Source organism: Mucilaginibacter sp. (assembly GCF_039925265.1).
Lineage (GTDB): Bacteria > Bacteroidota > Bacteroidia > Sphingobacteriales > Sphingobacteriaceae > Mucilaginibacter.
Genome location: NZ_JBDSZG010000027.1, coordinates 56,540 through 83,117, shown reverse-complemented (window position 1 = coordinate 83,117; position 26,578 = coordinate 56,540). Strand labels below are relative to the sequence as shown.

Sequence of the window (26,578 nt, the reverse complement as noted above, 5' to 3'; positions counted from 1 at the left end):
AGGGATGAAGAAACAAAATCGTTCCGGAGGAACGTCTCATGGGTAGAAAAAATAACGGCAATTTTCACGTTCCAGCGGAACGTTTTATGAAATCTGTCTAATGATAGGCTATTACTCTTTGGAGAGGCTGGAGTGAGGCAAAAACAAAAAACCCGGCTCATCGCCGGGTTCTTCTATTAAAATCAATAATTTTAATTATTGTATTTCGAAAACGTTGCTGAAGCTGCCACCGTTTGGATAGTATCCGGTGATGATCAATCGACCGTTTTTCAGGTTGGTGATCACATTGTCCATATCCTCAACACTGTTGATAGGCTGTTTGTTGATAGATGTAATAACCGACCCAACCGGGATCTCGGTATCATCAAATATCCCGCCTGCACGCACCTGGGTTACCAGCACACCGGAGTTTACATGGAACTTGGTTTTTTGTGCCGCGGTTAACGGCTGGAAGCTTGCGCCAAGCTTGTTAAACAATTCCGACGCGGATTTAGAAAGCGCTGCCGATTTAGCAACCGGAGCCTCTGCTTTAAGCGTTACATCAAAATTCTTTTCGCTGCCGTTACGTAGCACGGTTATTTTAATGTTATCGCCTGGTTGTAAACGGGCAACACGCTCCTGCAGGTCAGACGATTCGTAAACCGTGTTGCCTTCTACTTTGGTAATGATATCACCCGGTTGGATGCCGGCTTTCTCAGCACCGCCACCTTCAACTAAGGAGTTTACGTAAAGGCCGTTAGTTTTGTCGGTTTTTAATCCTTGTGCAGCTTCCGGGTCGCTCAGGTCAGCAAAGCTGATACCGATGTAACCACGTTTAACTGAACCGAATTTCTTGATATCGTTCAATACCTTTTTTGCCAAATTCACAGGGATGGCAAAGCCATAACCTTCGTATGAGCCGGTATGCGAAGCAATTGCCGCGTTGATCCCGATCAGTTCGCCGGCAGTGTTCACCAATGCGCCACCGCTGTTGCCAGGGTTAATAGCCGCATCTGTTTGGATGAACGATTCGATCCCCTTACGCAGGGTTGGGGTTTGTTGTGTAACCGGTCCAAACGGGTTTTGCTCCTGGTCATCATCATCATCTTTACCAATAATATTGATGCTGCGGCCTTTAGCACTCACAATACCCGCGGTAACGGTTGAAGTTAATTTAAAAGGATTACCAACTGCCAGTACCCACTCGCCAACGCGTACCGCATCCGAGTTACCCAATTTTACAATGGGCAGGTTGGTAGCGTTAATTTTTATTAAAGCAAGGTCGGTATTAGGGTCGGTACCGATCACTTTCGCCTCAAACTGGCGGTGATCATTGGTAACGATAGTGATCTTCTCGGCTTTTGCCACCACGTGGTTATTGGTAACAATGTAGCCATCAGGCGAGATGATCACACCCGAACCCGATGCCATTTGCGGGCCCTGCGGCCTCATGCGCTGGCCAAACATCTGGCCAAACATTTGCTCAAACTGGTCCTGGTTGCCGCTGCCTTTGGCCGCATAAGTAGTACGGATATAAACCACCGCCGGGGTAACCTCTGCCGCTGCCTGTGTAAAGTCGGCCGCACCGGCAGATGATACCATTGGCGCGTTTGAACGGTTGCTGGCAAAATAAACCTTTTGCTTGTCTTCGAAACTCATGCCCTGGTCGTACTTGTTTTCGGCAAACTTATACACACCTAAGGCTAAGGCGCCGCCCGCGAAGGCGGTCAATAGTGTTAAACCAAACTTTTTCATATTTTTCTTCAATTCTCTTTTATGTTTACGATATTATCTATCGGCATTCAAATTTAATACCATATAGACGATATAAACAATGATAAGTTATGTGCAATTTTGTTAAAAATTGTTAAATAAACATTAACAAGGCCAAACATTTGTTATGGCATGTTAGTCTTATCAAAGCAGAGGCCATCTTTTTAATAAATTTCAAGTGAATATAAAGTTTTACAAATACCAGGGCGCAGGCAACGATTTTATTTTAATAGACAACCGAGAAGGCATTGTCAATCAGCCAACTAAAGAGGAGGTTGCCAAGCTTTGCGACCGCCGTTTCGGCATAGGCGGCGACGGCTTAATGCTGTTGGAAAACCTGGAAGGCTACGATTTTAAAATGGTGTACTACAATGCCGACGGTAACGAGGGCAGCATGTGCGGTAATGGTGGCCGCTGCATTGTGGCCTTTGCCAAACACCTGGGCATTATTTATGATACGACAAAATTTCTGGCCACAGATGGCCCTCATCATGCCAAAATTTCAGAAGAAGGCACTTGGGTGAGCCTGCAAATGATAGATGTGGCCGACATAAGCAAAGATGGGGACGCCTATGTGCTGGACACCGGCTCGCCCCACTACGTTAAAATAGCTACAGACCTCGCCATAAAAGACGTTTATAACGAAGGGTACGCCATCCGCAACAATGCTACCTATAAAGCCAAAGGCATCAACGTAAACTTTGCCGAAAAAACCGGCGAGGGCTACTTTGTGCGCACCTTTGAGCGCGGTGTAGAGAACGAAACTTACGCCTGCGGCACCGGCGTTACCGCGGTAGCACTGGCCATGGCCAAACACAACAGGCAATTCGGTACCATCAGCACACCCATAAAAGTTTTAGGCGGCAACCTCAATATCCGCTTCGATAACGATGGCGAAAAATTCAGCAATATATTTTTAGAAGGCCCTGCAGAGTTGGTATTTGATGGGGAGATAGAGGTAGGGGCGTAAAGCTACAAATATCGATGAATTTAGACCGCTACGAACTGACATCCGGGAATAAGTTAACCGCCTTCGAATTTGTTAGTCGAGGGCCGAAAGGACTAATACCAAAGCTTGTCCAATTCACACCAACTAACTATAAGGATCTATACAATCTTGCCTTTGGCGATAAAGATGCCGATACTGGGCAAATTAATGACATCGCTATCTCGAATAATGGAGACAGTGAGCAAGTATTGGCTACGGTCGTTGCAGCAGTAATCGCTTTTACAGACCGATATCCCAATGCATCAATTTACGCTACGGGCAGTTCGAAGTCAAGAACCCGATTATACAGAATGGGCATCACCAAATATTTTCAAGAAGCAAAAAGTAATTTTTTGATTTACGGTCAAATTCATAGCGAATGGGAGCCATTTGTTATAGGAGAAAATTACGATGCTTTTATAGTGCAAAGAAAATTGCTTAAATTTGAGATATGACAACGATAGAAGAGCTTAACAAGAAAAAAGTGCCCGTTGTTAAAATCGACGAGTCACTTGACAAGTATGATAATGTAGTGTTGTTTCCAGAAAAACTTGCTAAAGCCAATGAAATGCTACGCACTATCGGCCTCCCAAAGGATAGGAAGAAAAGTAATTAAGCACGATCAAGTTTTTTCGCCATCGCAACATCCGCTTTGATAACGATGGCGAAAAATTCAGCAATATATTTTTAGAAGGCCCTGCGGAGTTGGTTTTTGATGGGGAGATAGAAATAAACTAATTGCACGTCAACCGTCCGTCATTGCGGGGCACGAAGCAATCTCCCGATTAGCAGAGCGGCTTTGCATGGCGATGTTTCCTGCGTAGAGATTGCTTCGTGCCTCGCAAAGACGATTTGGAGTTTAGTTGTTAATAAAAAGCGCCGCTAAAATTTTTCCTTTTCGGTTTTTTAGTTTACGTTTGAATTTTTTGTTGATGTAGCTTTCATTAATTTTTTATCAGAAATTGATGTTACGCGTAGACAGCAGCAAACCGTGCCAAATAATTTATGCCATTGCCCGGCACGACTTCCTGTCGTACGTGATAGAGCCGCATATTGTGCAGCTTAACCCCAACGGAGAATTTTCTTTTACCCACCAGCGCCTTTTCAGCAATACGGCGGTAGAGTTCAGTCACTGTATTGATGATACCGACCGAAAGCTCATTAAAATACTGGAGGATATGGAGCAGGGGAACATCATTAAAAAGTTCTATAAAAAACCAATCCGCCCGTTTGAATATTTCGCTAAGGTGTTTAACGATCAGCTTTTTGACGTTATCCGGCCCAAAATAGAAAAGAAGATTGTGGAGGCGCTGGCATTGCTTGGCAGTGCCAACAAACAGCTGTTCCTGATGAGTAAGGAGGGCTACCCCGCTGGCCGTAAGGTGCATATTGCTGATGAACCGGCTTCAGTACTGTTCCACTTCCGCAGGAATGAGGAGGAGATCCGCTATTTCCCTACCATTAAATACCAGGGGATGCGCATCGAATTTATGTTTAAAGATGCCGAAGTTATTTGCAACCATCCCGCATGGATGCTGCTGGATGATACGCTATACTACTTTGATAAAGAAATAGAGGGTAAAAAACTGCAGCCGTTTTTGAACAAAAGGTTTATATCTATCCCAAAATCTTCGGAGCAATCATATTTCGAAAAATTTGTTGCCCCGCTGATAGAGAAGCATAACGTATACGCCGAAGGTTTTACCATCAATACCGAAAAATACGACGCTACTGCCTTCCTGAAACCGATATATGTAGAAGGCGGCACTTCACAATTACAGCTATATTTTAAATATGCGGGCTACATTTTCCCATATGGTGATGGTAGGCATATATCGGTACGCATGGAACGCACCGGCGACGATTACCTGTTTCATCGCATCAAGCGCTCGGTTACCTGGGAAAAAGGCAAACTGTCGCAGTTGGAGGCCTTGGGGCTGCAAACCACTTCTTCACTTTTTCAAAATTTGGAAGTAGCGCACGGAGAAGATGAGAGCGACCGTTCCTTCCCGATATTTGAGTGGCTTAACCAGCATCACGATGAGCTAATAGAAAAAGGCTTTGAACTGGAGCAGCCCGACGGGCAAAAGCGCTACGTTTTCGGCACCACTAAAATAGATCTGGAGATAAAGGAAAGTAACGATTGGTTTGATATCAATGCAGTAGTGTGCTTCGGCCCGTACCGCATCCCGTTCATCCAGCTGAAGAATCACATCCTCAACCATAAAAAGGAATTTATACTGCCATCGGGCGAGATAGCGGTAATCCCCGAGCAATGGTTTTCGCAGTACGGTAACCTGCTGCACTTTAGCGAGGGTGGCGATAGCCTTAAGCTGCGCCGCCACCACATTGGTTTGGTGAACGACCTGGAAGGTGAAATGGCCGAGACCGCCATGAGCCGCAAGCTGCAAAAACTCACCAATTACGAAGAAACCGAGGATGTACCAATGCCGGTAAACTTTGCAGGCAGCCTGCGCCCTTACCAAAAGGCCGGTTACAACTGGTTCCACTTTTTAAAGGAGTACCATTTTGGCGGCTGCCTGGCAGATGATATGGGTTTGGGTAAAACCATCCAAACGCTGGCCCTGCTGCAAAAACATAAAGAAGATACCGAAGCGGCGGGCAGCAAAGCCACCTCGCTGGTGATCATGCCTACCTCGCTGATATACAACTGGCTTAACGAGGCTAAAAAATTCGCGCCGCAATTGAGGCTGATGGTGCATACCGGGGCGTTCCGCTATAAATCGGCAGATGTGTTTGCCAATTACGATGTTGTGATCACCACCTATGGCATCAGCCGGATAGATATTGAGATGTTTAAGGCGTATTATTTCGATTACGTGATATTGGATGAGAGTCAGAACATTAAAAACCCATCGTCCAAATCGTTCCAATCGGTAAGGCAGCTTAAATCGCGCTTTAAGCTGATATTGAGCGGTACGCCGGTTGAGAACTCGGTTAACGACCTGTGGACGCAGATGAGCTTCATTAACCCCGGCTTACTGGGTGCGCAGATCTATTTCCAGAATGAATTTGTAACGCCGATTGAGAAGAAGAAGGACGAAGAAAAAGCCCGCAAGCTACAGGCGATCATCAAACCTTTTGTATTGCGCCGTACCAAGGAACAGGTAGCCACCGAACTGCCGCCAAAAACCGAAAACTTGTTCTATTGCCAGATGAGCGAGGAGCAGGCTGAGGTTTACGACAAAGTAAAGTCTGAATACCGCAATGAATTGCTCCGCAGTATTGAGGATGGCACCTATGCTAAGACACAGATACAGGTGCTACAGGGGCTAATTAAACTGCGCCAGATAGCCAATCACCCTTTAATGATAGACAAGGAGTATGAGGGCGATTCGGGCAAGTTTGAGAATGTGGTGCATACCCTTGCCAACGTATTGGACGGCGGGCATAAAGTGCTGATATTTTCCCAGTTTGTAAAGCAGCTGAACATCTACCGCGAACATTTCGACCAGAATAATATCCCTTACGTTTACCTGGATGGCAGCACCCAAAACCGTGGTGATGTGGTAAAACAGTTTCAGGAAGATGTAAAAACAAGGGTGTTCCTCATCTCTATAAAAGCAGGTGGTGTCGGCTTAAATCTTACCGAAGCAGATTACGTTTTCATCCTCGACCCATGGTGGAACCCGGCCGTAGAGCAACAAGCTATAGATCGCACGCACCGCATCGGCCAAACCAAAAACGTGTTCATTTACAAATTCATCACCAAAGATACCGTAGAAGAAAAGATCCTGGCCCTGCAGCAGCGTAAGCTAAGCGTAGCGCGCTCGCTCATCACCACCGAAGAAAGCTTTATCAAGTCGCTTTCGGCGGAAGATATTAAGGAAATATTGGGGTAAGGCAAACATAGCTGTGCCGGTGAGGACACCGGCACAATGAAGACCTCTCCTGCGGCGGTGTCCCCACCGCCGCCGCACACGCAAACAAAATCACCTCCTATTTTGTATACACATTGCCATATTCATTCGGCCCAACCCGAATAATTTGCCCGTGAGCGCATCGCTTGCTTTTGCTTTTTGTAAACTTGCAAAAATTTTAATTGTTGACAGCTACCGCTAAAAAAGCCCTTTCTTATCTGCTTAAAGCCACCATACTGGTTTTGGCCTTCTATTTTATTTACCATAAGTTTTTAAAGAAGAATACCGATCTTAAACAATTCGAAGATCTGATAACCCGCATCAGCCGCCAGCAGGTAGTTATTACCTTATCTGCTGTTGTGTTTTTAATGCTCGTCAACTGGTTGCTCGAAAGCTTTAAATGGCAATACCTCTCCAAGCGTTTAGCCAATATTTCGGTATGGGTAGCTATTGAGGCTGTTTTTTGCGGATTAACCTGGGCCATCTTTACCCCCAACCGCATCGGCGAATTTGGCGGCAGGGTAATGTTTCTGCCCAACCGTAAACGCATCCATGGGGTATTTGCCATGGCCGTAGGTGCATTCGCGCAGAATGTGATCACCAATGTTGCGGGTGTTTTAGCCTCGCTTTGGTTTATCTACAGCTTTTTACACTTAAACACCTGGCTGTTTTTGGGCATAACGGTTTTATCACTTGCATTTTTAGTGTTGCTGCTGGTAGTTTACTTCAACATTAAATGGCTGGTAAGCTTGCTGGATAAGATCAGGTTCCTGAAAAAATATCACCGCTTTTTTGATATCATGGGCCGGTACGAAAGTAGGGAGCTGCTGGTGGTTATCGGCTATAGCCTGGCGCGCTTCGTGGTATTCTCTGTTCAATATTATTTGGTGATACACCTGCTGTTGCCCTCCTTGCCTCTGCTGCCAATGATGCTTACAGTGGTAGTGTTTATCTTTATCCAATCGGCACTCCCCTCGCTGGATCTGTTGGACATCGGCGTGCGTAATTACACCGCAACCTATCTTTTTACCTATATTACCAACCAACATCTTGCCATTATGGCGTCGGTATCATCTATCTGGCTTATTAATCTTATTATTCCGGCCATTATGGGGTCGGTATTTGTACTTAAACTAAAATTCTTTGATCGCACATAGTATTATTTCCCTGTTCCTAACCGGCCTTTACCTGCTTGTACTTGCTTACCTTATTAAAGGATGGGCCGCACTCAGGCGCCCCAAAACCGATGGCGCAAGCCTTACCACCCGAGTAACTATCCTAATAGCCGCGCGCGACGAGGAAGAACGCATCCGGTACACCATAGAAGACATTATTGCGCAGGATTATCCCCGCCATTTGGTAGAAGTTATCATTGTAGACGACCATTCTACCGATAACACTGCCGATATTATTCGCAGCTATGCCGCCGATGGTATTATACTAATGCAGCTCCGGGAAGACAAACCGCTAAACTCCTATAAAAAGAAAGCCATTGCCGAAGCCATTGCCCGCTCTACCGGCGAGCTGATGGTTGCAACCGATGCGGATTGCCGCATGGGGAAAAACTGGCTCCGTTCGGTTGTAAGCTACTACGAAACGCATAACCCGGTGATGATCTCCTCCCCGGTTACCTATTTTGAGGAGAAGACCTTGTTTGAGTTACTGCAGACACTTGAATTTTCTTACCTCATCGGTATTGGAGCGGCCTTTATAGGCAACGGCAGGGCATCTACCTGTAACGGGGCTAATTTGGCTTACCGTAAAGATGTTTTTTACGAGGTGGGCGGTTTTAAAGGAATAGACGACCTGGCATCGGGCGATGACGAATTGCTGCTGCAAAAAGTAGCCGTTAAATACCCGGAGCGCATTGGTTTTTTAAAGAATAGCGAAGCTATTGTTTACACCCACGCCAAGCATACCCTGCAGGAATTTTTGCAGCAGCGCCGCCGCTGGGCATCAAAATCTACCAAGTACAAAGACAAATGGATAGTAGCGCTGGCGGTATGTATCTGGCTGTTCAACTTATCGCTGCTGGTAAACGCGGCATTGGGCTTTTATGATATTTTCTTCCTCAAGCTATTCGCCGTGCAGGTTCTTTTGAAATATATTTTCGAGGTGGCTTTCCTGTTGCCGATAGCTGCCTTTTTCAAGCGGACCAACCTTGTGGGATTACTTATCATCCTCATTCCCATACACATCATCTACTTTGTATACGTCGGGCTTATTGGCAACACGCGCAAATATTCATGGAAAGGCCGCACCGTTCGCTAATTTTCTTACAACTTAACAGTAGAAAGCGCAAACAAATCCTGTTTAGAATAAATTATTCTTTATTTTAGGCTACCTATTATAATAATGCAAAACACCCAGGATAGTTCAGGCGAAGACGAACTGATCCGGCTGCTCTTAAAACGGCAGTCGGAGTTGAATGCTTTGCTGGAAATTACGCGGGCGATAAATAAAAACGCCTCCACGCCCGATCTCATCAAGATGCTGGAGGTGATCCTGCAAAACTATCTGCAAATAGGGAAATTCCGTTTCCTCATAGCTAAAGACAATGTTTACAGCTGCATCTCTAAATATGGCGGGCCGTTAGAGTCGGCTATTGTGCTTAACGGTACCTGGGCGCATTTAAGCAAAATAAAATCGCCATCGGTACTAACCGGCCATTCCAATCCTGTACTGAAAGGATACGATTACTTTATCCCTATTTATCATAAAAATAAGGCGCTCGCCTATGCGCTCATCGGTGACTTTCACACCTCGGGCGAGATGTTGAATAATGATCTGACGTTTATTCAAACACTTATCAATGTGATTGTGGTGGCGTTGGAGAATAAAAAACTTTTCCGCGAACGACTACAGGCCGAACGCTTTCAGCGCGAAATGGAGCTGGCGGTTGAAGTGCAAAACATGCTGATCCCGCTACGGGTTTATAAAGAAGTTGGCGTAGAGGTTGGCGCAAAATACCTGCCGCACCAAAACATCGGCGGCGATTATTTTGATTTCTTCCGCCTCAACGAGGACGAATTTTTATGGTGCATTGCCGATGTATCGGGCAAGGGAATTTCTGCCGCGCTGTTAATGGCAAATTTTCAGGCAAGCTTGCAAAGCCTGGCCGCCATTGAGGACGACCTCACTACAATTGTTGAACGGCTTAACAAGCTGGTTATTCATAACACCAAAGGCGAGCGGTTTATCACGCTGTTTTTAGCCCGCTTTAATCAGAAAACACGTAAGCTTAACTACATCAACGCAGGCCACAATCCCACCATTTTATATTGCGACGGCGAGGCGTTCCCGCTGAAATTGGGCACTACTATGATAGGCGCTTTTGACGAGCTGCCGTTTTTAAACGAAGGGGAGATAGATATTGATCCCAATACTCTTTTCTTTAACTATACCGACGGTTTAATGGATCATGAGCTGCAGAACTACAAGAACTGGAGCGAAGAAAAACTGCTGGAGTTTGTAATTGCCAACGGCGATATGACGCCGGACGATTTCAATGAAGCCATGATGAACCACATCAACACCGTAATAAAGGGCAAACCTATTGATGATATCACCTTGCTTACGGTGAGGGTATCGTAGAGATGCGCCCTGGCTAATAGTTCCGGTGAGGACACCGGAACGGAGGAATAAAAAGCTGGTGCTGGTGCGATTTCTTCGCTGATGAACAACGAGGGAGAAATTTATTGGCTTTGTAAGATTCGCGCGGCTAAACCCCTCCCCAAGAAGGGAATAAAAGTAACTCCCCAACGGCGGTGTCCCACCGTCGCCTTTCTACCCAAACAGCAACCCAAATACCTCCTCAATTCTCCCTACCACTTTCACATCGATGGTGTAGCGGGAGAGGTCGAGCCGGTTTTTATCTTTTGCGCCGGAGGGCATGTTGTATTTGGAGATAAAGATTTGTTCGAAGCCCAGCTTCTGCGCTTCGGCTATGCGTTGCTCTACACGGTTTACGGCCCGAATCTCGCCCGATAAACCTATTTCGCCCGCAAAGCATGTTTTTGCCGGGATGGGGATGTCCTCATGCGAAGAGATGATGGCCGCTGCAAGTCCGAGGTCGATAGCGGGGTCTTCTACGCGGATACCGCCGGTAATATTGAGGAACACATCCTTTGCGCCAAGGCGGAAACCACAGCGTTTTTCCAATACGGCCAGCAGCATGCTCATACGTTTGGTATCAAAGCCTGTTGCGGTACGCTGTGGCGTGCCGTAAGGCGATGTACTCACCAGGGCCTGCGTCTCTATCAGCATCGGGCGCATCCCTTCTAACGTGGCAGATATGGTGATGCCACTTAGTGGTTCATCGCGTTGCGATAATAGGATCTCGGATGGGTTGGATACTTCGCGTAAACCCTCGCCCAGCATTTCGTAAATACCAAGTTCAGATGCCGAACCGAAACGGTTTTTGATGGTTCGTAGTATGCGGTACACGTGGTGGCGGTCGCCCTCAAACTGTAGCACGGTATCTACCATGTGCTCCAGTATCTTCGGACCGGCAATCATACCATCTTTGGTGATATGGCCTATCAAAAATACCGGCGTGGACGTTTCCTTAGCAAAGCGCAGCAGCTCGGCGGTACATTCCCGCACCTGCGATACGCTCCCCGGCGTAGATTCCACGTGGGCCGAATGCAGGGTTTGGATAGAATCTATCACAACCAGATCCGGCTGCAATTCTTCTATCTGCTTAAATATATTTTGGGTGGAAGTCTCGGTCAGGATGTAGCAAGAGTCCCCAGCCCCCCGACCCCCTGAAGGGGGAGCAGAAGTACCATGCAAATCAAAAGCTCCCCCTTCAGGGGGCGGGGGGGGCTGGGCTGTGAGCCTTTCCGCCCGCATTTTTATCTGGTGGTCGCTTTCCTCGCCGGATACGTACAGCACTTTGATGCCCGGCATGTTCAGCGCCAATTGCAGCATCAGGGTAGATTTACCGATGCCCGGTTCGCCGCCAATTAGCACTAATGAACCTGCCACAATACCTCCGCCTAACACTCGATTGAATTCTTTATCGGGGGTAAGCAGGCGGTGCTCTTCCTTAAAAGTAATATCGGCAACCTGCACCGGTTTATTTGCCCGCACAGAGGATACCGGGCTGGCTTTCCAAGTGGGTACCGAAGCGTTGGCTTTTTCCAAAACCTCCTCCACCATGGTATTCCACGACTGGCAGGCCGGGCATTTACCCAGCCATTTTGGTGATTCGTAGCCACAGCTCTGGCAGAAATATGCGATCTTAGTTTTAGCCAATTCGATTTGAGATTTTAGAATTACGATTTACGATTGTAATTGCCAATAAAATTAGCAATTAATTGGCAATCATTCAAATTAATTTCTGCTTGTTCGCGTTCGGGATGGGGCGCGAACAGCCGAACGAGCCCGTTGGGAATTTGTATCCTCATGCTATTTGTAACAATATTATTACCTGAAGGTTAGCGATTACAAAACACGTTGGCTTATAAAAACTTGTACATTTATATGTAACCGCCGTTTCCCTTTATGGTAGCAGTAATTGCCCGTTATTTTTGCAATTCCTAATTGTCAGGGGATTGCTTGTTCACGGTTTCCGGACAAGCTGATATGCGATGTTATGTTCCATATTCATCCTTTTTAATTTTTAAATTTGATCCAAATTAACCTAACGCCTATCCAATGAAAAAACTATTACTCCTGGCTGTGTTTATTTTGTCATCGTTGTATGCCTCTGCTAATATCGGTCATTCGGCGTCGTTAACATTGAGTGAGTTTACAGCAGCTCATTACCGGGACACGGCTTTAACAGGCCCCGCTGGTAATTTTGACGAAAACGCTTCAAATGTTACCGCTAATGCCGCCACTATCAGCAACCCGCCATCCTCCAACGCCAACCTCGCTAATTTAACTGTGAGCGGACATGCGCTAAGCCCGGCCTTCAGTTCCTCAACACTGCAATATGTTGTGTCTGTGGATTCAAGTGAAACGATAGTGTATTTCACCCCAACAGTAGCCGATGCACAAGCGAAGATAACGGTTGACGGCCAGACGGCAACCTCCGGGTCTATCAGGGGTTACTTCACAAATGTCGGCGACAACCTGGTGCCAATTGTGGTTAAGGCTGCGGACGGCACAACCAAAACCTACTCAATAATCTTTAAGCGCAAGATCTCGTCCGACAATACCTTAATGTCATTATCATTGGCTTCGGCAAGTATCAGCCCAGCATTTAACAAGAATGTGCTGAATTACACTGCCACGGTAGCCAGTGACAAGCATAAAGCATCTTTATCATTTAACACTTCCGCCAGCAAGGAAACTACAAAAGTGAACGGTGTTCCTGCAAATGGCGGCGCCTTAGTTACGCTAAATCCAGGGAATAACACATTCAATATAGAGGTAACAGCCGAGAATGGCGCCGTAAGGACATATGTATTGGTAATAACAAGACCGGCCGAGAATGATGCGTACTTAACGGATTTAATTATACTGCAAGCCCGGTTCGGTAGCTTTGCCGCAATCAATTATAACTATACTGCATCTGTTACCAATAACATTTCTTATGTAAATGTATCGCCAACGCTAAACAATGCATTTGCAACGGTTAAAGTCAACGGGAATATGGTTAGCTCAATGGGCTATTCGGCAGGTATCCCTTTATCGGTTGGCGCAAATACCATTACAGTAACGGTTACAGCAGAAGACGGCGTTACCGTTCGTACTTACACCATTACCGTAAACCGCGCTAAGGCAGGGTTGCTGAGCAGCTTGGCTTTAAGCGCAGGCGCAATAAGCCCCGGGTTTGATAGGAATACCTCTAACTATAATGTAAGTGTGGCGAGTACAATCGCAAGCATTACAGTTACCCCAACAATTGCGAATGCAGGAACAACAATTACGGTAAACGGCGTGGCGGCCACAAGCGGCACAGCCTCCCAGGCAATAACCCTTCAAAGAGGACTAAATACTATAAATATACAGGCAACCGATGATTCCGGATATGTACAAACCTATGTTGTAAAAGTCACCCAGGAGAAATCTACAGATGCAAACCTTTCTAACCTAACCATTAGCCAGGGTACCTTATCGCCGGCGTTTAATACCGATAGCACGAACTACAATGTAGTTGTTCCAAGCAGCGTTACTTCAATTACAGTTGTGCCAACCCTAAGAACTGCGGGCGGGCGAGCTCTAATTGACTACGGCAATAATACCGATATAGTAGCCAGCGGAGCCACGTCAAGCGCAATACCTTTAATAATTGGAAATAATATCATTAAGGTGATAAGCCAGTCAGAAGACCTCGGCGGCAACAAAATTTACACCATTACTGTAATGCGTGTGCGGTCAGTGTTGCTAAGCGACATAACCATAAGCACGGGTACTTTAAGCCCGATATTTAAGCCATCACAAACTACATATACTGTCACTGTACCCGACAGCGTTTCTTCGATAACAGTTTTGCCGGTACTTACCTCTACTGCGGCTTTTTCTACGGTTAATAGGGCTTTCGTAGCCAGCGGTAGCACCTCGGCCGTCATACCCTTACAACTTGGAAATAATACCATTAGTATCAGGGTCCAAGGAAAAGCGACTGGTGAGGAAATGTTTTACTCCATTACAGTGGTACGCTTAGCAGATTTACGCCTCAGTAATTTGGTCATAAGTGAGGGAACATTAACCCCTGCTTTTAACAGCGATACTCTTAATTATAAAGTAACGGTATTTAATTCAACAACAAGCGTAAGATTTACGCTTACTCCACTTTATGCCGGCGCAACAATGAGAGTAGGTGCGTCGTCGGTAGTAAGCGGCGTGCCGTCACCACCTCAAAATCTAAGTGTAGCTAACGATAACCAGTTTATAGAAGTTTCAGCGGGTGACATTAAAAAAATCTATAGAGTGAGGGTAAACAGGCTGCCGCTGCTGCTGCTAAGCAATATAGCAATTAACACGGGTCCGCTTACTCAAGTAGGCACAACAGATACATGGACAGCATCGGTAAGCAGCAGCATAAGCAAAGTACAGCTAACGCTGGGTACCCAGGAACCGGGTACCGTTAAAATTAACGGCATAACAACCGCGCAGAACACCGCCTCGGCACCGGTTGCACTAACCGGCACAACAACAAACATACCGATGGAAGCAACTTCAGCAGACGGGGTAAACAAGCGTTTGATAACCGTGGTTGTAAATAGAACCAACTCTAACAATACAGGGATAAACAATTTAACTATTAGCAATGGCTTGCTTAGCCGCGTGGCTGTAACCGACAAATGGGCCGCCGTTGTAAGCAGCGACGCAACAAGCGTACAATTAACGCTTGATACCAAGGACCCTGCCACCGTAAAGATCAACGGAGTAACAACCGCCCGTAACACTGCTTCGGCACCGGTAACACTCACCGGCACAACAACCAATATCCCGATAGAAATAACAGCGGAAGACGGTATAACAAAACGTTTACTAACCGTAGCAGTAACAAAAACAACTTTAAATAATACCGGGCTTAGCAACATAGTAATCAGTGCCGGACTGCTTACCCGTGTGGGCGTAACCGATACCTGGGCAGCATCTGTAAGCAGCGGTGTTGGTAGCGTACAGTTAACGCTTGGCACCGTTGGCCTGGCTACAATAAAAGTTAACGGCATCGTAACAGCACAAAACACTGCTTCGGCGGCTATCACGTTAACAGGTGCAACCACAAATATACCGCTAGAAATAACGGCAGGAGACGGCGTAACAAAACGCAACATTACCGTTACTGTGCGGAGGGCGGGCTCTAATAACACAGGGTTAAACACCATTGCTATCAGCTCTGGCGGGCTTGTTCGCGAAGGCGCAACGGATAAATGGGTGGCCTCGGTAAGCAGCAGCGTAAATAGTGTGCAATTAACGTTGAGCACTAAAGAGCCGGGCACAATAAAAATAAACAATGCAACAACCGCTCAGGATACCGTTACGGCAGCCGTCTCCTTAACCGGCGCAACAACTACTATACCTGTAGAGATAACAGCAGAAGACGGTGTAACAAAACGTTTTATAACCGTTGTAGTAAATAAATACGGCTCCAGCAATACAGGGCTAAATGGTATAGCTATTAATACCGGCCCGCTTAGCCAGGGCGGCACAACAGATACCTGGACAGCATTGGTAAGCACCGCCATAAGCAATGTACAGCTAACCCTGGGCACCCAAAGCCCGGGTACCATTAAAGTTAACGGCATAATAACCGCACAAAACACTGCCTCGGCACCTGTTACGCTTACCGGAACAACAACTAATATCCCGGTAGAGGTAACAGCAGAAGATGGCATGACCAGGCGTTTTATAACAGTAATTGTTAACAAAGCCACGCCGCCGGTAATAGCAGCCATAACAACCAGGCAAGGGGGCATAAGTATAGTACAGGAAACCGGGCAACCAGCAGAAGCCCAGCCTGAAGATATTAACATAAAACAAGCCGTATCGCCAAACGGGGATGGCATTAACGACCGGTTCACTATTGAGGGTATTAACGCTTTCCCGGAAAACACAGTACGCATTATAAACCGCAACGGTGCCGTGGTATACGAAACCAAAGGCTATGATAATGAAGCCAGGGCTTTTGACGGGCGCAGCAGCAAAGGTACTCTGCAGCAGCCGGGTACTTACTTCTACTCTGTAGAGTACAAGAAAGGCACGGAAACCAAGAAGAGGACCGGTTACTTTATTGTGAAATATTAAACAAACGAGGAATATTAGCCGCAACGCAGACCGGCAATTAGAAACTTTTAGCCGATGCGGGCATGAACATGGATATAAAACTAACCAAAAAGAGCAGATGCTTTCTCAAACATCTGCTCTTTTCTTATCTGCGTATCCGCACATTTACAATTTTATTTCCTCATCCTTACCGGAGAAAAAGTGGAACTCGGTTAACTGGTAAGCCGGGTTGGTTTTCACCTTTATCCACTGGTTATATTTAAAGTACCATTTCATCTGGCGGTTAAACATTCCCTTTTTAATGTAGGCCTCAATGTACGGGTGTACGCAGAGGGTAATGTTTTTCTCGTTTTGTTCTTCAAGGATGAAGTTGAAGTTGTTCTCAATATCATCAAGCAGCAACACCGTTGGGCGGATGGTACCGGTACCGTTACAGGCAGGGCATATCTCACTGGTAACAATGTTCATTTCGGGCCTTACGCGCTGGCGGGTGATCTGTATCAATCCAAACTTGCTCGGCGGCAAAATGGTGTGTTTTGCACGGTCATCGGCCATTTGGGCCTTCAGATAATCAAAAAGCTCTTTGCGGTTGGTTGGCTTGTGCATGTCAATAAAATCGACAACCACTATACCACCCATATCGCGCAGGCGCAACTGGCGGGCAATTTCTTTTGCCGCTTCCTTATTCACCTGGTAAGCGTTCTCTTCCTGGTTCTCTTTATTAGCTGTACGGTTCCCGCTGTTCACGTCAATAACGTGTAAAGCTTCGGTATGCTCAATTACCAGGTAAGCGCCACCGGCAAGGTTAACGGTTTTACCAAAAGCACCTTTTATCTGCTTATCAATACCATGATGCTCAAACAAAGGCTCCTTGTGTTTATGCAGGCGCACAATACCCTCCATCTCAGGCGAGATCTCGTGTATGTAAGAGCGTATCTCTTCATACATCCCCTGGTCGTTGGTGTAAATGTGCTGAAAATCCGGGTTCAAGATATCCCTCAGGATAGTTGATGTTCTGCCGATCTCCCCCAAAACCTTTCTGGATGGTTCGGTACTGTGGAGTTTGGTTACAAAGACTTCCCATTTGGAGATTAAATCCAGCAGGTCTTTCTGCAACTCGTCCACACCCTTCCCTTCAGATACGGTGCGTATAATTACGCCAAAATGTTTTGGTTTGATACTCTCAACAACTTTACGCAAGCGATTCCGCTCGGTATTGCTCTTTATCTTTTTCGAGATGGAGATCACCTCAGAAAAAGGCACCAATACAACATAGCGGCCTGCAATAGACAGGTCGCTGCTTAACCTCGGGCCCTTTGTTGAGATGGGCTCTTTGGCAATTTGTACGGGCACAAGCGCTCCCTTTGATAAAACGTCAGAGATTTTGCCCCCTTTGTTTATATCAGCTTCGAGCTTAAAGTTATCTAAAAGCTTTGATTGGTATCCCCCGCTACGTACTTGTTTGGTAAGCTTAAGCAGGCTTTGTACCTGCGGCCCCAAATCAAGATAATGCAAAAAGGCATCCTTCTCGTATCCTACATCCACAAAAGCGGCATTCAGGCTGGGCATAATTTTTTTAATGCGGCCTAAATACAAATCTCCAACAGTATAATTATTGGTGTTTTGCTCTTTGTGGAGTTCTACAAGTTGTTTATCCTGTAATAATGCAATAGTAGCCCCGTTGGGGGATGAATCGATAATTAATTCTTTTATCAATTGCTACTCCATTTCTTAAAACGGCACCGCAAGGCGCCGCCGGGTGGAAAAAACTAAACATAAATAGCCCCCTTATAAGGGGGCTCAAGCTATTTACAATAGCCTATTTTTTCTTATGTCTGTTTTTTCTTAAACGCTTTTTGCGTTTGTGGGTAGCCATTTTATGTCTCTTACGTTTTTTACCGCTTGGCATGATAATAATTTTTAAGTGTGGTTATTTTTTTAATTCCTTTATAAACTCATCTATCCGGCTACTCTCTGCAGGGTCGCCTATTAGTTGCTTGCATTTTTCATAAGCTGCAATCGCTTCTTGTTTTTGGCCCAGTTGCTTATAACTTTCGGCCAGGTAAAAGTAGGGCTCAAGCTCTTCTTTTATGGCTATCATCGTTTTAAACCTGCCAACCGCTTTATCATACTGCCCGCTCTTCATGGCAAACATGCCTAAATTGAGCAATGCCGAGTGATTTTTAGGATCCTGCTTTACTACCTCAAGCAATAAAGCAATACCTTGCATTGGCATACCGCCACCGTTTACATAGGCAACGCCTAATCCGGTTTTGGCTTCCAGATCTGCTGGCTTTAACTTAGTAGCATTTAAAAACGCTTCCGAAGCTTTAGCACTCAAGGCAACCTGCTCGTTAGCATCCTGCGAGCGTTTGGTAGCTTCGTTAAAACGGTTACCGGCATTTACCCAATCATCAAACGCGTTTGTTTGTTGGGCTATTTCCTGGTAATAAAAGGCTGCGGGCGCAGGCTGCACGTTTGCATCCCATAAGGCTGCCAAACTGCGCTGCACCGATGGCTTTGCGGCAATCGTTGCTGTTTGCAACTGCCCTTCCAGCGCTTCAACCTGTTTTAACTGTTCTGCATCTAAGCTTTGCTTTGCCAGTGCCGATACCGAAGCTTCGGTTAATCCAGCGGCTGGTTTTGCATTGGCATCAACGGCAGTAGTAGCTGGTTTGGCTGCAACCTCTTTAGATTTTACCAAACCTTTTACAGGTTGCCAGTACAAATAGCCCATAGTAACAATTACTATTGCACAAACGGCTATCTGCTTTTTATTCATAGCTTATTATTTGCTTGCAGTGGTTTTATTACCTGTACGAACTTTCTCTACAAAAGTTTTAGCTGGCTTAAAGCTTGGTACAAAATGCTCGGGGATAATAATGGCAGTATTTTTTGAAATGTTACGCGCGGTTTTCTTTGCTCTCTTTTTAACTACAAAACTTCCGAACCCTCTTACGTAAACATTCTCGCCGCCTACCATTGAGCTTTTCACTACTTTGAAAAACGCTTCAACGGTTTCCTGCACGTCAACTTTCTCGATACCTGTTTTAGAAGAGATTTCAGCTATAATTTCTGCCTTGGTCATATCCTGTTTTCTTTATTTAAAATGTATAAATACTTAACTGTTTTGGGGTTGCAAAAGTATCGCTTTAAAATTAAAGATTAAAATAATTAACACATTTTTTTTGCAGACCGCCCAAAACAGCATTTTAGGGCTTAAATTATGATACTGAAATGGATAAAGTATCTTTGCTTTTGATGAATATTTCGAGAGAATTGATAAGCTGGTACGAGGAAAATAAGCGCGATCTGCCATGGCGCAGCACTACCGATGCTTATATTATATGGCTATCGGAAATTATATTGCAGCAAACCCGCGTAGAGCAGGGAATGCCATATTTTTACCGTTTTGCGGAGAAGTATCCTACAGTCGAGCACTTTGCGGCAGCGCCGGAAGACGATATTCTAAAACTATGGCAGGGTTTAGGATACTATTCGCGGGGCCGCAACATGCTAAAAACAGCGCAGTTGGTGCAGGAGCAATATAACGGTGAATTCCCTACTACCTACGAGCAGCTTATCAAACTAAAAGGAATAGGCGAATATACCGCCGCTGCCATATCATCTTTCTCGGCAAACGAAGCGCGCGCCGTAGTTGATGGAAATGTTTACCGGGTACTTGCCCGTTTTTTTGGTATTGACGAACCCATCAACTCGCCAAAAGGCAAAAAGGTATTTCAGCAACTGGCAGATGAAGTGCTGGATAAACAACGCCCGGCACTGCACAACCAGGCCATGATGGAATTTGGAGCCATGCTGTGCAAGCCCAAAAACCCGGCCTGCGGCATTTGCCCCGTGCGTTTAGGATGCGCCGCATTCAAAACCAATGCCACTACGTATTTGCCGGTAAAACTCAAGACGGTAAAGATCCGGAAAAGATATTTTAACTATATGTTAATATTTGATGGCGAACGGTTACTTATGAACAAGCGCAACGAAAGTGATATATGGGCCAATATGTACGACCTGCCAATGATAGAAACCGAGACGCTAATAGAGCCGGCACAACTATTTCAGCGCGATGACGTAAAAGAAGTTCTTGGGAATAATATAGCGATCAGGAATACCCCGGAAGTGGTAAAACATGTACTTACACACCAGCATTTATTCATCCAATTTATTATTTTAGATGGCCGGCCCGAAAAACTGCAGCCGAATTGGTTTTACACAGGGTTGCAAAATTTAGAGAATTTAGCTATGCCTCAGCGAATTTTTATATTTATAAAAAAATTTTTTAATTTCTAAATAATTCTCCGTTAATTTATGGCATGTCTGGAATTAATAAAGTAATACTTGTTGGTCATTTAGGAAAGGACCCTGAAGTAAGGCATTTGGAGGGCGGCGTAGCCGTGGCCAGCTTTCCGTTAGCTACCTCAGAAACGTTTAATAAAGACGGCCGCAAAGTAGAGCAAACCGAATGGCACAATATTGTAATGTGGCGCGGACTGGCAGATGTAGCCGCTAAATTTTTACAGAAGGGGAAATTAGTTTACATTGAAGGCAAATTACGCACCCGTTCTTTTGAAGATAAAGAAGGTATAAAGAAATATACTACAGAGGTGGTTGCCGAGAACTTTACCATGCTTGGCCGTAAAACAGATTTTGAGAATGGAGATAACCAACCACGCAATGGCCTGAAACCAAATAACGATAATGAAGGCATCCGCATAAGCGATACCGACGACCTGCCCTTTTAATTAAAATTATAAACCTAAATTATAAAAGCCTTCGGTATATATACCGGAGGCTTTTATTTTGTATCTCCGCCAGGAACCGGCCAACCAATTACACCCCGGCATTTTCTGCCGGGAAATTCAGGTAGAAGGTTGTGCCTACCCCGATGTTGGTTTCGAACCATATTTTTCCGCTTGCGTTTTCTATGGAGTTTTTTACAAATGCAAGCCCCAGGCCGGTGCCCGAACTTTTGGTGGTAAAGTTTGGCTCGAAAATTTTATCGCGCATGTTCTCGGGGATCCCGTTGCCGTTATCTTTTATGGTTAACAGCACGTTTTTGCTGGTTATCAAAAAGTTTATCTCTATCAAACAGTCCCGCTCTTGCGGAGTAGCTTCTATGGCGTTCTTTAGCAGGTTATTAAAGCAGCGCAGCAGTTGGTCGCGGTCGGCGGCTACAAAGAATGGTGTAGTCGGCGGCATCATTAAAATTTGCACGTTATCCATCTGCTTAAAAATTATAACGGCCTGCCCCAGCATCTCAAACAGGTTAATACTCTCTATGCGGGTATCGGGCATTTTAGCGAATGCCGAAAATTCTGAAGCAATGTTAGAGAGGCTTTCTATCTGCTCCACAAACGATTTACTAAAACGCTCAAACTTCTGGTCAAACTTTGGGTCCTTATCCTTCCACGATTTATCAAGCAACTGCAGGCCCAGTTTTAAAGGCGTAAGAGGGTTTTTAATTTCGTGTGCTACCTGTTTAGCCATTTCGCGCCATGCTGTTTCCCGTTCAGATTGTGCCAGTTTATGCGCGCTGTTCTCCAGGGCCGCTATCATGTTGTTATATTCCTTTACCAGCGCGCCTATCTCATCGTCGCGCTCCCATTTAATAGGCTCATTCTTTTTGCCGTAAATGGTTTTACTTAGGTTGTACTGTATAAAGTTTAGCGGGGCGGTTATCTGCCTGGCAATGATCACCGCAAACAGGCCAATGGCTATAAAAACCAGCGCATAAACGTTTATCATGATGTTTAATAACGAACCTATCCGCTCGGTATAATCGGCCTCGTTGGCAAAATAGGGCAATTGCAGGTAGGCAATAATATTGTGTTTAGAGTCTCTTAACGGCGCGTAGGCGGCTTTATAGGTAAGTTTTGAAATTCGCTCCTCGTTTACAAACTCCGATTTTTGCTCATCTGATAAAGCAATGAACGCCCTCCCGTTCATGCGGGGCGCCAACAAGCCATAATCGTAAATTTTGGGCTGGGTGGATATCAGGTTCACGCCATTAAGGTCGTACAAGGATAAGTCGGTGGTGTAATTGTCGGCAAGTTTGTCAAATGCTACACGGCCCTCCTCGCTGATATTACCAACATACTCGTTTATAGGGCCTGCCTCCAAAATACTTGCTATCTGCATAATTTTGCTACGGATATTTTTATCCTGCTGGCTTTGGTATTGGGTGCTTATAGATACAAACGTGATGATCCCCACCAGTACCAGCGTTATTACCACCGCAAATATCATGGAGAACTGGATGCGGGTTTTATAAAGCACCCTGTCGAAATTTATTTTGAAGTTCCAGTTGATGCGGTTATTGTTGATATTAAAGATCTTAACTTTTATCCACACCAGCCTAACCAATAAAACTATCGAGGCAAACGCCAGTATCACTACAAAAAAGAAAGTTAAAGCTGTTATAATGGATGCTACAGCATTTTCTTCTTTGCTTACCACAATAAGGTTACGGTTGCTTGGTTTATACAGCAAGTGGCTGTATTTGGTAAAACGGTCAAACCAACCTATGCGGCTGCCGGTATTTACCTGCATGGTATACTTTTTTAGCTCGCCTTTAAATTCCTTATTATTTACGCTGTACACATAGTTACCGCTCTGCCCTATCAGCATATCATCGGCATAAAAAGCGTAGGAGTAATCTTTAAATTCTTGTTCCGGTTTATCACTCTTATCAATAAGCAATTCGGGAAAGGTACCTGTTGCCAAAAGCGGCCGGGCCTTCAGTTCGATAACGATGGTACCCAGGCTGGTGTCGTTATCTATAACCGGTAGTATGGCAAAATAGCTTTGAAAACCGAACGACTCGTTCTCGCGGTAAAAATTGTCCGACACTTTAAAGGAGCTGTATTGCACCATATCCTTAAAAATATCCAGCGAGTAGTCTTTGTCTGCCGATATGGGCTCGTTTTGTACGTCAAACTCGTGGATCTTAAACTCGTACTTGGATAAGTACCTGTCGAAATACAGCTTTTGCAAACGGGCGGTTAAATAATCGTTGGTGTGCGAGCTGCCTTTAAAATATTGAATAATAGCAGGTTCCTTTATTATCTGTTTTTCTATTTGTTTAAACAGCGTATCGGCAGTTACATCATCAGGCACTTCCAATCGCTGTATCAGCACCCGCCGGGTCGACTCTTCTTTTGCCCCTTCGAACCGGTAAAGTTTTATGGATGAAATAGCTGCGCAGATTAAAACAATGAGCAGGAACGACCCTGCGTTGAACTTCCGGTCGTTATACAGATAGCTGTACCCGCGCGATAAAATCAATACTGCCCATAGCAGATAAAACAGGCTAAACTCCACGTACCACGTTACAAGTGCCGTTGTTATAATAATACCTAAACCAAATACTAAAGCCTGTTTTACAATGGGGAAGCTTAGTTTAAAGCAGATGGTTAAAATAACCTCGGTAAGCAATACAAATACTAAAAAACTAAAACAGAGCATTAATACGCCTATAAGGCTATATACCGAAAGGTTAAGCACGTTGTTGACGTCAAAACTGATCTTGGAGTTGATTACCAGGCCATAAAATAAATGCAGTAAACTGGTTGAGGTTACCAGCAGGGTAACAAAGCACAAAGCGTATATGAGGTAGCTAAGCGCTTTGCCCGGCATGTGTTTTATCAATTTGCCACGCAGGGTATACATGTAGGCCACAAACCAGCAAATAGCCAGGATATTGATGCAAAGATCGCCGAGGGAAGGGTAAACATAGCTGGAGCCATACAGCTGCGGGCTAAAAAGCTTTAGCGGCTGGGTAAAATTTGGCCAGCCATAGTGCAAATTAACAAACCTGAATGCTATAATAAAAACAGCCAAGGCCAACAACGACAGGTACACCATACCCCTGTTGGCCAGGTAGGTAACCATGACGTGTATAAAAACGCAAAGGCTTATCATAGCCAATATCCATACGGATAGCTCGAAGTAAAAGAACCTGTTGTTAACCCCGTCGTTTAACAATTTTACCGAAAACAGGTAGGTGTTTTTAAGGTCGTGCACGGCGTAAACACCTTTATCAGTAAAATCGGCTATATCGATATTGGTATCGTCGGTAAGGTCGGTAGCAAAAGTGTTTTGGAGATACTTGTTTTGGAACACGTACGCATTTTTTACCGGGATAAAAAACAGCGCGGAGAAGTTCCCCTCCGATTTCTTGATAACCTCATAATAGCCATTATTCGACCGGATGAACGAACAACCGTCCTTAATCCTGGCTGCGTTATCAGGAATTATTTTGGCTCCGCTCCAAAAATTGATGCGCCCGTTTTTTAAGGTAACGAGCCAGATATTTCTTTTAAGCGTATAGTCGTTTATAAATGCAAGTGCCTCGCTATGTTTTACCGGGAAGCCTTTTATTTGATTAAAAGTGCTCTTGTCATTTAGTATCTCATAAACGTCGCCCTCCTTTTTATGGAGATTACTCTCCAATACACGGGCCGTTTGCGCTAAATTATTTGCAGGGGAATAAGTGTTCTCAACAATTATTGCTGTGATCAGTAGGCTGGCGAACAGGAGCGCCAGCAAAGCACGTATTTTTCCGGCGGTAGTCAAATGTTTTTCAAGCTAATCAAATCGTCACAAACAAAACTACATAAGGGGCATTTAGTTTCGTTTGTAAATTTTATAATACAGCCGCCGCCGTAGGCACATTTTTATCTACTTTTTTAACAAGGCCCTGCAATACTTTACCCGGCCCAACTTCGGTAAATGATGTTGCACCATCGCGCAGCATTTGCTCTACGGTTTGAGTCCAGCGTACCGGGCCGGTTAGCTGGGCAATCAGGTTTTGTTTTATCTCCTCAACATCGGCATGCGGCTTGGCATCAATGTTTTGGTATACCGGGCACACCGGTGCTTTAAATTCGGTTTGTAAAATGGCGTCCTGCAGTTCAACCCTTGCGGCTTCCATCAACGGCGAGTGGAAAGCTCCACCCACGTTTAATTTAAGCGCACGCTTGGCACCGGCAGCCAGCATTTTTTCGCAGGCGGCATCAATACCGGCAATACTGCCCGATATTACCAGCTGACCCGGGCAGTTATAATTTGCAGGGACCACCACATCGCTTACCTGGTGGCAAATATCTTCAACTGTAAAATCATCCAATGCCAAAATAGCGGCCATGGTACCGGGTTGTATCTCGCAGGCTTTTTGCATAGCATTGGCACGGGCGGCCACCAAACGCAAACCATCCTCAAATGATAAGGCACCGGCTGCAACCAGGCTGGAAAACTCGCCGAGGGAGTGGCCTGCCACCATTTCCGGTTCAAAATCGGACATTACTTTGGCCATGATAACCGAATGTAAAAATATGGCAGGCTGGGTAACGTTGGTTTGTTTAAGGTCCTCCTCGGTACCATCAAACATTATATCGGTAATACGGAAACCCAAAATATCGTTTGCTTTTTCAAACAGCTCTTTAGCTTGTTCGCTTTGCTCGTACAGGTCCTTACCCATACCCGGAAATTGGGCGCCCTGCCCAGGGAAAATGTATGCTTTCATCTTGATTTCGGATTTCGAATGTTCGATTTCGGATTTATTCTTCTTTCTTGTCTCTTGATTCTTGACTCTTGTTTCTATTCGCCCTTAGCTGAGTTTAGATGATATTAAGTTCAGGAACTCTGTCCTTGTTTTTTCTTTTAAAAACTCGCCGGTAAAGGCAGAAGTTGTGGTTACCGAATTTTGCTTCTGTACTCCGCGCATGCTCATGCACAGGTGGCGGCATTCTATAACCACCCCAACCCCAATCGGGTTCAAGGTTTCCTGGATACAATCGCGGATCTCGTTGGTAAGGCGCTCCTGTACCTGCAGGCGGCGTGCAAATACATCCACTATCCGCGGTATTTTGCTCAGGCCTACTACGTATCCATTGGGTATATAAGCGATATGTGCTTTGCCAAAAAATGGCAGCATGTGGTGCTCGCACATCGAGTATACTTCAATGTCTTTCACGATCACCATCTGGCTATAATCCTCTTTAAACATTGCGGAGTTCAGTATCTCTTTAGCGTTAAGATCATATCCATGGGTAAGATAAAGCATTGCTTTCGCCATACGCTCGGGAGTTTTTAGTAAACCATCGCGCGCGGGGTTTTCGCCTATGTGCTTTAATACATCCAGGTAATTGTCCGACAGGTGCTGTATCAGCTCCGGGTTGTAGCGGTCAACCTTTTGGTAGCCGTTTATCCCCGCATCCCTGTCGGGAATGTTATTTTCATTATCCATTATTCA

At 45.3% G+C, this 26,578-nt stretch carries 19 protein-coding genes; 10 read left to right on the top strand and 9 right to left on the bottom strand.

Annotated features, from left to right (window positions below; genetic code table 11):
- Positions 1-195 precede the first annotated feature (195 nt).
- Positions 196-1,734, bottom strand: coding sequence for a Do family serine endopeptidase (locus ABIX36_RS13010; protein ID WP_348082594.1), 1,539 nt, complete (start codon positions 1,732-1,734; stop codon positions 196-198).
- 196 nt (positions 1,735-1,930) lie between these two features.
- Between ABIX36_RS13010 and dapF the strand changes: the two genes are divergently transcribed.
- From dapF to ABIX36_RS12975, 7 genes are all read left to right on the top strand, one after another.
- Positions 1,931-2,722 (top strand): diaminopimelate epimerase, encoded by a 792-nt coding sequence (dapF, locus tag ABIX36_RS13005; protein WP_348082593.1) that lies wholly within the window; start codon positions 1,931-1,933, stop codon positions 2,720-2,722.
- 14 nt (positions 2,723-2,736) lie between these two features.
- Positions 2,737-3,195 carry a hypothetical protein gene (locus ABIX36_RS13000; protein WP_348082592.1) on the top strand — a complete coding sequence of 153 codons (459 nt, stop codon included), beginning with the start codon at positions 2,737-2,739 and terminating at the stop codon, positions 3,193-3,195.
- Positions 3,192-3,356, top strand: a complete 165-nt coding sequence (locus ABIX36_RS12995; protein WP_348082591.1) for a hypothetical protein — start codon at positions 3,192-3,194, stop codon at positions 3,354-3,356. The genes ABIX36_RS13000 and ABIX36_RS12995 overlap by 4 nt, the downstream gene beginning before the upstream one ends.
- A gap of 349 nt (positions 3,357-3,705) precedes the next feature.
- The gene (locus ABIX36_RS12990) at positions 3,706-6,603 is read left to right on the top strand and encodes a DEAD/DEAH box helicase (protein WP_348082590.1); all 2,898 of its coding nucleotides are present in this window, start codon (positions 3,706-3,708) and stop codon (positions 6,601-6,603) included.
- 203 nt (positions 6,604-6,806) lie between these two features.
- On the top strand, positions 6,807-7,778 hold the full coding sequence (locus ABIX36_RS12985; protein WP_348082589.1) for a lysylphosphatidylglycerol synthase domain-containing protein: 972 nt from the start codon (positions 6,807-6,809) through the stop codon (positions 7,776-7,778).
- Positions 7,765-8,892, top strand: a complete 1,128-nt coding sequence (locus ABIX36_RS12980; protein ID WP_348082588.1) for a glycosyltransferase — start codon at positions 7,765-7,767, stop codon at positions 8,890-8,892. The genes ABIX36_RS12985 and ABIX36_RS12980 overlap by 14 nt, the downstream gene beginning before the upstream one ends.
- A gap of 84 nt (positions 8,893-8,976) precedes the next feature.
- Positions 8,977-10,215 (top strand): PP2C family protein-serine/threonine phosphatase, encoded by a 1,239-nt coding sequence (locus ABIX36_RS12975; protein WP_348082587.1) that lies wholly within the window; start codon positions 8,977-8,979, stop codon positions 10,213-10,215.
- A gap of 192 nt (positions 10,216-10,407) precedes the next feature.
- Here the strand turns inward: ABIX36_RS12975 and radA are convergent, their stop codons facing one another.
- Positions 10,408-11,880 (bottom strand): DNA repair protein RadA, encoded by a 1,473-nt coding sequence (radA, locus tag ABIX36_RS12970; RefSeq protein ID WP_348082586.1) that lies wholly within the window; start codon positions 11,878-11,880, stop codon positions 10,408-10,410.
- Positions 11,881-12,282: 402 nt separating this feature from the next.
- On the opposite strand from radA, the gene ABIX36_RS12965 reads away from it, so the two are divergent.
- Complete coding sequence (locus ABIX36_RS12965; RefSeq protein WP_348082585.1) at positions 12,283-16,329, top strand: cadherin-like beta sandwich domain-containing protein; 4,047 nt, start codon at positions 12,283-12,285, stop codon at positions 16,327-16,329.
- Between the two features lie 144 nt (positions 16,330-16,473).
- Here the strand turns inward: ABIX36_RS12965 and ABIX36_RS12960 are convergent, their stop codons facing one another.
- The 4 genes from ABIX36_RS12960 to ABIX36_RS12945 all read right to left on the bottom strand — a co-directional run bounded on the left by ABIX36_RS12960 (position 16,474) and on the right by ABIX36_RS12945 (position 19,396).
- Positions 16,474-18,024, bottom strand: a complete 1,551-nt coding sequence (locus tag ABIX36_RS12960) for an Rne/Rng family ribonuclease (RefSeq protein ID WP_348082584.1) — start codon at positions 18,022-18,024, stop codon at positions 16,474-16,476.
- A 103-nt stretch (positions 18,025-18,127) separates the two neighbouring features.
- The gene (locus ABIX36_RS12955; RefSeq protein WP_008506795.1) at positions 18,128-18,217 is read right to left on the bottom strand and encodes a hypothetical protein; all 90 of its coding nucleotides are present in this window, start codon (positions 18,215-18,217) and stop codon (positions 18,128-18,130) included.
- 21 nt (positions 18,218-18,238) lie between these two features.
- Complete coding sequence (locus tag ABIX36_RS12950; RefSeq protein ID WP_348082583.1) at positions 18,239-19,090, bottom strand: tetratricopeptide repeat protein; 852 nt, start codon at positions 19,088-19,090, stop codon at positions 18,239-18,241.
- A gap of 6 nt (positions 19,091-19,096) precedes the next feature.
- Complete coding sequence (locus tag ABIX36_RS12945; protein ID WP_348082582.1) at positions 19,097-19,396, bottom strand: HU family DNA-binding protein; 300 nt, start codon at positions 19,394-19,396, stop codon at positions 19,097-19,099.
- Between the two features lie 149 nt (positions 19,397-19,545).
- Between ABIX36_RS12945 and mutY the strand changes: the two genes are divergently transcribed.
- Both mutY and ABIX36_RS12935 read left to right on the top strand, forming a co-directional pair.
- Positions 19,546-20,616 (top strand): A/G-specific adenine glycosylase, encoded by a 1,071-nt coding sequence (gene mutY, locus ABIX36_RS12940; protein ID WP_348082581.1) that lies wholly within the window; start codon positions 19,546-19,548, stop codon positions 20,614-20,616.
- Between the two features lie 23 nt (positions 20,617-20,639).
- Positions 20,640-21,068: a single-stranded DNA-binding protein gene (locus ABIX36_RS12935; RefSeq protein WP_348082580.1), complete on the top strand. Its 429-nt coding sequence runs from the start codon at positions 20,640-20,642 to the stop codon at positions 21,066-21,068.
- Between the two features lie 88 nt (positions 21,069-21,156).
- On the opposite strand, the gene ABIX36_RS12930 is transcribed toward ABIX36_RS12935, so the two are convergent.
- The 3 genes from ABIX36_RS12930 to folE form a co-directional block, all read right to left on the bottom strand.
- Positions 21,157-24,900, bottom strand: coding sequence for an ATP-binding protein (locus ABIX36_RS12930; RefSeq protein ID WP_348082579.1), 3,744 nt, complete (start codon positions 24,898-24,900; stop codon positions 21,157-21,159).
- A gap of 70 nt (positions 24,901-24,970) precedes the next feature.
- On the bottom strand, positions 24,971-25,849 hold the full coding sequence (gene fabD, locus ABIX36_RS12925; RefSeq protein WP_348082578.1) for an ACP S-malonyltransferase: 879 nt from the start codon (positions 25,847-25,849) through the stop codon (positions 24,971-24,973).
- Positions 25,850-25,933: 84 nt separating this feature from the next.
- Positions 25,934-26,572 (bottom strand): GTP cyclohydrolase I FolE, encoded by a 639-nt coding sequence (gene folE / locus ABIX36_RS12920; RefSeq protein ID WP_348082577.1) that lies wholly within the window; start codon positions 26,570-26,572, stop codon positions 25,934-25,936.
- Positions 26,573-26,578 lie beyond the last annotated feature (6 nt).